Origin of the sequence: Mesotoga sp. UBA5825, assembly GCF_002432955.1 — a bacterium.
In the GTDB taxonomy this organism is placed as follows: Bacteria; Thermotogota; Thermotogae; order Petrotogales; family Kosmotogaceae; genus Mesotoga.
Genome location: NZ_DJHG01000017.1, coordinates 1 through 7,242, shown reverse-complemented (window position 1 = coordinate 7,242; position 7,242 = coordinate 1). Strand labels below are relative to the sequence as shown.

General features: G+C 48.8%; 7 protein-coding genes. All 7 read left to right on the top strand.

Annotation, left to right across the window (positions count from 1 at the left end; all coding sequences use genetic code 11):
* Nucleotides 1-111: 111 nt before the first annotated feature.
* From B3N33_RS01085 to B3N33_RS01055, 7 genes are read left to right on the top strand one after another with little or no spacing between them, the layout of a single operon-like run.
* Complete coding sequence (locus B3N33_RS01085) at nt 112-702, top strand: anhydro-N-acetylmuramic acid kinase (RefSeq protein ID WP_292591883.1); 591 nt, start codon at nt 112-114, stop codon at nt 700-702.
* On the top strand, nt 692-1,234 hold the full coding sequence (locus B3N33_RS01080) for an anhydro-N-acetylmuramic acid kinase (protein ID WP_292591881.1): 543 nt from the start codon (nt 692-694) through the stop codon (nt 1,232-1,234). Before B3N33_RS01085 ends, B3N33_RS01080 begins: the two co-directional genes overlap by 11 nt.
* Before the next feature lie 40 nt (nt 1,235-1,274).
* Nucleotides 1,275-3,020, top strand: coding sequence for an ABC transporter substrate-binding protein (locus tag B3N33_RS01075; RefSeq protein WP_214078370.1), 1,746 nt, complete (start codon nt 1,275-1,277; stop codon nt 3,018-3,020).
* Between the two features lie 55 nt (nt 3,021-3,075).
* Nucleotides 3,076-4,044, top strand: coding sequence for an ABC transporter permease (locus B3N33_RS01070; protein WP_292591879.1), 969 nt, complete (start codon nt 3,076-3,078; stop codon nt 4,042-4,044).
* Nucleotide 4,045: 1 nt separating this feature from the next.
* Nucleotides 4,046-5,137, top strand: coding sequence for an ABC transporter permease (locus B3N33_RS01065; RefSeq protein ID WP_099830484.1), 1,092 nt, complete (start codon nt 4,046-4,048; stop codon nt 5,135-5,137).
* Complete coding sequence (locus tag B3N33_RS01060) at nt 5,134-6,111, top strand: ABC transporter ATP-binding protein (RefSeq protein ID WP_292591877.1); 978 nt, start codon at nt 5,134-5,136, stop codon at nt 6,109-6,111. The genes B3N33_RS01065 and B3N33_RS01060 overlap by 4 nt, the downstream gene beginning before the upstream one ends.
* On the top strand, nt 6,108-7,175 hold the full coding sequence (locus tag B3N33_RS01055) for an ABC transporter ATP-binding protein (RefSeq protein WP_292591875.1): 1,068 nt from the start codon (nt 6,108-6,110) through the stop codon (nt 7,173-7,175). Before B3N33_RS01060 ends, B3N33_RS01055 begins: the two co-directional genes overlap by 4 nt.
* Nucleotides 7,176-7,242 lie beyond the last annotated feature (67 nt).

The window sequence follows — 7,242 nt, the reverse complement described above, 5'->3', positions numbered from 1 at the left end:
GCTGTATGTGATACTGTTGTCTAATCGGACTAATATAAGCAGAAGAGACACTATACCTCAGATGCAGAGAATTAGAAGACGGCTTCATAATTTGGTCTTTGGGAGTCTTGGATGATCTGGAATCGAATGAGTGGACTGCTCGCCAGCAGGAGAAGGAATATCCTCGGCGTAATGTCGGGGACTTCGGCCGATGGGCTGGAGCTGGCTCTGGTAAGCTGTTCTGGCAGCGGAAAGTCAATGAAGATCGAACTTCTTGACCATTTTTCCGTTCGGTTCGATTCTTTTTTTCACGATGAGATAGTGAAGACGTACGATCCTGACCTTTCCGGCGTTGACAGGGTCAATTTGATGAACTTCGTAATTGGCAGAAGGCACGCAGCGGCAATAAAGTCTTATCTTGAGAAGACGAGACTAGTAGTGGAAGCTATTGCTTATCATGGGCAGACCGTCTACCATGACCCTGAAAATCGGGCGACTCTTCAGATAGGAGAGGCCGACGTTATCTCATCAGAAACTGGTCTTCCCGTTGTGTTCGATTTCAGGAAGAAGGATATGGTTTACGGAGGGGAAGGGGCACCAATCATCCCGTATTTCGACTGGATCTATTTTGAAAGCGGCTCTTACGCAGTAAACCTCGGGGGCATTGCAAACGTGACTTATGTAGACGATGATCTTGAGAATGTGAAGGCCTTTGANNTTTGACACGGGGCCGGCCAACTGCCTTTTAGATCTGGTCACGAAGAAGCATTACAACCTTGAGTTTGATGAAAACGGTAAGATAGCTGCCAGCGGTGCGGTCGATGATGAGATCCTCAATGCCCTTCTAGAGAGAGACAGAAGCTATTTCGAAAGAAGACCTCCAAAGTCAACGGGAAGGGAGCTCTACAACGAGGTTTTCCTGGAAGGGATCTCTGCAACAAAACCCGAAGACCTAGTTAGAACACTTGTAAGGTTCAGTGTAAGACGATTAGTTGAGAGTATTACTTCTTATTTGCCTATGGGGAAGAGAATGATTGTTACTGGAGGAGGCGCCCTGAATCCTGTCATGCTTGAAGATCTACAACGCTTGAGCGGATTGGAGGTAGTCGTACCCGATAGAACCTTTCTGCAGGCCAAGGAAGCCATGGGGATGGCCGTCCTTGCCCAGGAGTTCTTCAACGGCGTCGGGGCAAACGTTCCCTCAGTAACAGGGGCGAGACAAAGAGTTGTCCTTGGAAAACTGGCATTACCTTAATCTCCCCGACGGGAGAGAAATCATAAAGGAGGTTTTTACAGTGAGGCGAATCTTTCTGTTGATTCTCGCGGTTCTTTTCACCGCCATGTTGATGGCAGCTCCATTTGTGGAAGATACTCTGCTTACTCCGGATCCAAACCCGAAGATGGGAGGTACCCTATATCTAGCTCTTACCGGATCTCCGCAATCATTCAACTTCTACGGTACCCTTGACAACAACGCATACACGGTGGTAGGTCAGATGCTAACAGGACTTGTCGAGGCTCATCCCGTCACATCGGCAATCAGACCGGCCCTGGCAGAGTCTTGGGTAGTTTCGGAGAATAACAAAGAGGTCACCTTCCATCTGAGAGATGTGAAATGGTCAGATGGGGTACCCCTTACAGCAGACGACGTAATCTTCACCTTCAAGTACTTCATCATGAACCCGGTCGCAAGGGGAAACTCTGTTGACCGATTCACGATCGAAGCACAGCCCATAGAGTGGGTGAAGGTAGATGACAGCACCGTCAAAGCGATTCTTCCCGCACCTTACGCAGCCTTTTTCACCGTTCTCTCGCACGCTTATATCTACCCTTCACACGCACTTGAGGACAAGATAGACAAAGACAGACCCGACTCCGTTAACGATCTATGGCTCACAAACACTCCTCCAAGCGAGATTCCGGCAAACGGCCCGTTCGTTCTTTCGGAATACATAATCGATCAGAAAGTAGTTATGACGAAGAACCCCAATTACTGGAAAGTCGATTCTCACGGAAACAAACTGCCGTATGTCGACAAGGTTGAATACATTATCGTGAGCGACGCTCAGGTAAGGCTGGCGAAGTTCATGGCCGGTGAACTCGATTACATGGCCGTCTCGGGAAATGACTTCCCGATACTGAAGGAGAGAGAACTTGCCGGCGGTCCATTTAGAGTCTTCCTCGCCGAGCCGACCCAGCCGACCCCAAGCCCTATTCACATCGCCTTCAATTTCGATGCTGAGAATCCAAAACTGAGAGAAGTCTTCAAGACAACCGAGTTCCGCCAGGCAATGGAGTATGCTCTGGACAGAGAAAGAATAATCGATGAGGTCTACAACGGTTTGGCCGTTCTCGGAGGAGTGCCCGTTCTTCCTTCGAATAAGGCCTTCTACAACCCAAAGATTGAAGAGATCCGAAGACCGTTCAACCTTGCCGAAGCAGCAAGGCTCCTTGACGAATTAGGCTTCAAGGACGTCAACGGTGATGGCCTGAGAGAGTACCCAGACGGAAGCAAGTTCGAATTCGTCCTGACTCTTCAGAGCTCTCCTCAAGAATATCAGGATATCGCCTACATATACTCCCAGGATCTACTTAGCATCGGAATTAAGGTGAACCTGCAGATACTCGATAGTTCTCTTACCGGTCAGATGTTCGGCGCAGGTAGCTTCGAAGCCGGGATCAGGGCATTCGGAAACCAACCCGATCCTCAGTTGAGAAAGGCTATATGGCAGCCGGGCACACAACTGTATTACTGGCACAGAACGACAAGGGATCCCGAGACGAATCTTCCGATATTCGAGAACATGCTTGACTGGGAGAAGAGAGTATATGAGCTCTTTGAACTCGGTCAAGTCGCAATGGACCACGCAGTCAGAAAGACCTTCTACGACGAATGGCAGGAGATTTACGCAGAGTACTTACCCGTGATATTTGTGTGTAAAGGTATGAATCTTTATGCTGCCAACAAGTCTCTTGGAAATGTCGAACAGAACGAAGAGGGTCTTCTCTCTTACGCTTCCTGGACTGTCTTTAAGAAGTAGTTGGTAATTTGCGGGAGGAGAAGCTCCTCCCGCTTCATTTCTCTGGAGGAAGGTTATGTGGTCTTTTATCGTAAGAAGATTGCTTATCATGATTCCAATGATGTTCTTCATATCGGTGATCTGTTTCGTCATTACCGAGCTTCAGCCGGGCGATTTCGTAAGCCAGTACCTCGATAATCCGAGAATCTCGCCGGCTCAGATCGAATTGCTTAGAAAGAACCTCGGCCTAGACGAACCTGCACATGTCAGATACTGGAACTGGATAAAGGGAATAGTCACCCGCGGGGATTTCGGATATTCTTTCGCCTTCCAGAGACCGGTTGGAGAACTGATATGGGAGCGAATGGGCTGGACCATACTCATTGCGCTTGGGGCGATTGTGTTTCAGTGGATTCTTGCAGTTCCTATGGGTATCTATTCGGCGCTGCATCCATATTCATTTGGGGATTACACCTTAACAGTGATCGGTTTCATAGGAGTCTCCATACCCGACTTTTTCATGGCACTGATCTTGATGTATCTAATGCTGCAGATGGGGGCGGCATCGGTTGGGGGTCTCTTCTCGCCCCAGTTTGTCGGGGCGCCCTTCAGTCTGGCAAAACTTGTCGACCTTCTGAAACACATTTGGGTTCCTCTCATAGTCGTTGGAATGAGCGGTCTCGCCGGGCTAATGAGGGTAATGAGAGGAAACATGCTAGACGTGATCTCTTCTCCTTTCGTGACTTCCCTTAGAGCGCATGGCCTCGATGAGAAAACCGTCAAGAAACACGCGATCAAGAACGCTCTGAATCCTATGGTCAGCATAGCCGGAACGGAGCTACCGAATGTGTTCAGCGGAACTATAATCGCCGCTATCGTATTGAACCTTCCGACAATGGGGCCCTTCTTCTATAATGCGCTTCTTAACCACGATCAATATTTAGTTATGACATTTTTGATGTTCATAGCCATCATAACCCAGATCGGAAATCTACTTGCAGACATAGCTCTGGCTATTCTCGATCCAAGGATAAGGATGAGCTGACATGCAGAGTACGAAAGAACGAATTGCAAAAAACTTCCTTAAGCATAAACTTGGAGTCGTTGGGCTTATCGCCCTCTCGATCATGTATTTGCTGGTCGTCTTCGCCGATTTCATAGCTCCTTACAACTACATAACGGCACACAGAAACTTCGTCTATGCCCCTCCTTCAAAGATACGTTTCTTCGATGAAGAAGGCAACTGGCGGGGTCCTTTCGTGTACGGAATGACCAAGGTCAGAAACCCCGTTACGTATAGACTGGAATTCACGGAAGACAAGAACAACGTAGTACCGATAAAACTCTTCGTAAGGGGTGAAGAATACACTTTCTGGGGACTTTTCAAGACCGATCTTCATCTCTTTGGAGTCGAGGAGTCTTCAGATGTAGCAATGGTACTTCTATTTGGAGGGGACAGGTTTGGAAGAGACCTCTTCTCTAGAGTTCTTGTTGGCGGCAAGGTGTCAATGACCGTGGGCCTTGTGGGCACCCTGATAAGCGTTTTCATAGGCGCCATAGTGGGGGCCCTCTCAGGTTACTATGGCGGGACTATCGACGTATTGATACAACGTTTCATAGAACTCTTAAGATCCTTCCCTAGGATACCGCTGTGGCTGGCACTAGCCACGATACTACCTCCTCAGTGGCCTAGCACGTGGGTCTATTTCGGAATCGTAATTGTCCTGTCGCTGATCGGCTGGATGGGGGTTGCACGTGTTGTTAGGGGAATGGTCTTGAGCCTGAGAGAGAAGGAATTCATTCTTGCCGCCAAAGTATCCGGTGTTTCGAACATGAAGATAATAACGCGTCACCTTATCCCAAACACAATCAGTTATCTGATAGTCGTTTCGACTCTTTCAATACCGGGAATGATTTTGGGTGAGAGCGCTATTAGCTTTCTCGGCCTTGGCATAAAGGAGCCTATGACCAGCTGGGGGTTGCTGCTGAAGCAGGCGCAGTCTCTATCTGAACTGGAGGCTCATCCCTGGCTGATGATTCCAGGGCTATTCATAATAGTGGCTGTTCTCTCCTTCAACTTCGTAGGAGACGCCTTGAGAGATGCAGTTGATCCTTACAGGGCGGTGGAAAAAGTATGAGCACAATTCTTGAAGTCAAGAACCTTAAGACATATTTCAGAACCCCAGATGGTCTGGTTAAGGCAGTAGATGACATCAGCTTCAAAGTCGAGAAGGGAGAGATCTTGGCTCTGGTTGGAGAATCAGGATGCGGAAAGAGCGTAACCGTCCAGACTATACTGGGGCTTATCAAGGTACCTCCCGCAAAGGTCGAAGGAGAGATCTATTACAAGGGAAAGAACCTGGCAGGACTGTCGAACAAGGCGTACAGAGACATAAGGGGCAAGGAAATCAGCATGATATTCCAGGAACCCATGTCGACGTTCGATCCTCTATTCACCATAGGCTACCAGCTGAAGGAAGTTGCAAGGGCACACATGCCCTGGGATGAAGGCAAAACCTATGAAGAGATTATTTCGATTCTTCGTAGAATCAACATTCCTGAACCCGAGAAGAGATGCAAGGAGTATCCCCACGAAATGAGCGGCGGAATGCTCCAGAGAATCATGATTGCAATGGCTCTAATAACCAATCCAGAGATAGTCATAGCGGACGAACCAACCACCGCACTGGATGTTACAATACAGGCTCAAGTCCTCAACATTATGCGGGAGCTCCAAGGCGAATTCGGCAGTTCTATAATCTTCATCACCCATGATCTCGGGGTAGTTGCGGAGCTGGCTGACAGAGTTCACGTAATGTACGCCGGAAAGATAGTCGAGAAGGCAGGCGTGAATGAACTTTATTCATCTCCTTCTCATCCTTACACAAAGGGCTTGCTGAACTCCAGAGTGATGAGATCCTACAAGGGAAAGAAGCTGCCGTATATTGAGGGTTATGTTCCAAGAGCTTACGAGTTCCCTGACGGCTGCCGATTCAACCCCAGATGTCCTCATGTAATGGAGATCTGCCGAGAGAAAGATCCTCCCGAGTTTTCTTTGAATGCCAGCCATTCAGTCGCCTGCTGGCTGTTCGATGGGAGGTCGGAAACATGAAGATACTTTCGACCGAAGGGCTTAGGAAGTTCTTCCCGATTAAGGCCGGAGTCTTTCTCCAGGTTGTTGGCTACGTAAGAGCTATGCAATCTGTAACCATGGAGATAAGTAAGGGCGAAACTATCGGCATTGTCGGCGAGTCGGGTTGCGGGAAGAGCACTCTAGGTAGAACAATAGTGAAGATCTATGAACCGACCGGAGGAAGGATAATCTATCATGACGATAAGGGAAATGAATACGACATCACCAAAGGGCTTGCAAAGAACGTCCGCTCGAAATTCCGACGCGACGTTCAGATGATTTTCCAGAATCCGTTTGACTCGCTGGATCCCAGAATGACGGTAAGAGACATTATCAAGGAACCTATAGAAGCACACAATCTACTTTCAAAAGATGAGATAGACGATTATGTCGGAGAGCTTCTGATGAAGGTGGGCATGTATCCAGAATACGCTCAGCGCTACCCTCACGAGTTTTCAGGAGGGCAGAGGCAGAGAATCGCGATAGCTCGTTCTATCTCGGTCAGCCCGAGGTTGATAATCTGCGACGAGCCGACTTCAGCTCTTGACGTCTCTGTTCAGAGCCAGATCATCAACTTGCTGCAGGAGCTAAGAGACGAGATCAAGATGTCGTATATATTCATCTCACATAACCTTGATGTCGTACATCATATGAGCGACAAGATAATGGTAATGTATCTTGGAAATGTTGTTGAAACTGCCAGAGCGAAGGAGCTGTTCGATTACCCCGCTCACCCCTACACAAAGGCTCTGATGGCGTCAATTCCAAACTGGGATCCTCAGGAAAGGAAGCTCCAGAACATCAAGCTTGAAGGGGAACCTCCCAGCCCGATCAATCCGCCTCCCGGCTGCCCGTTTCACCCGAGATGCCCATATAAGATCGACATCTGCAGCAAAGAGATGCCCGACAGCTTCGAAGTGGCTGAGGGCCATACAGTCGCATGCTGGCTTCATGAGAGGAGTTGTAAGACCGGGGTTGGGGGTCGGAGGTCGGGGGTTGGTAAGAGCAAGAACAGAAGTGATGCTGCCTCCGGCAGGAAGTGAGGCTCGCTGGCGCGAGGAAGTGATACCCGGAAGAGCATCCGGGGAAGTGATGCTGGCGCTTACGCAC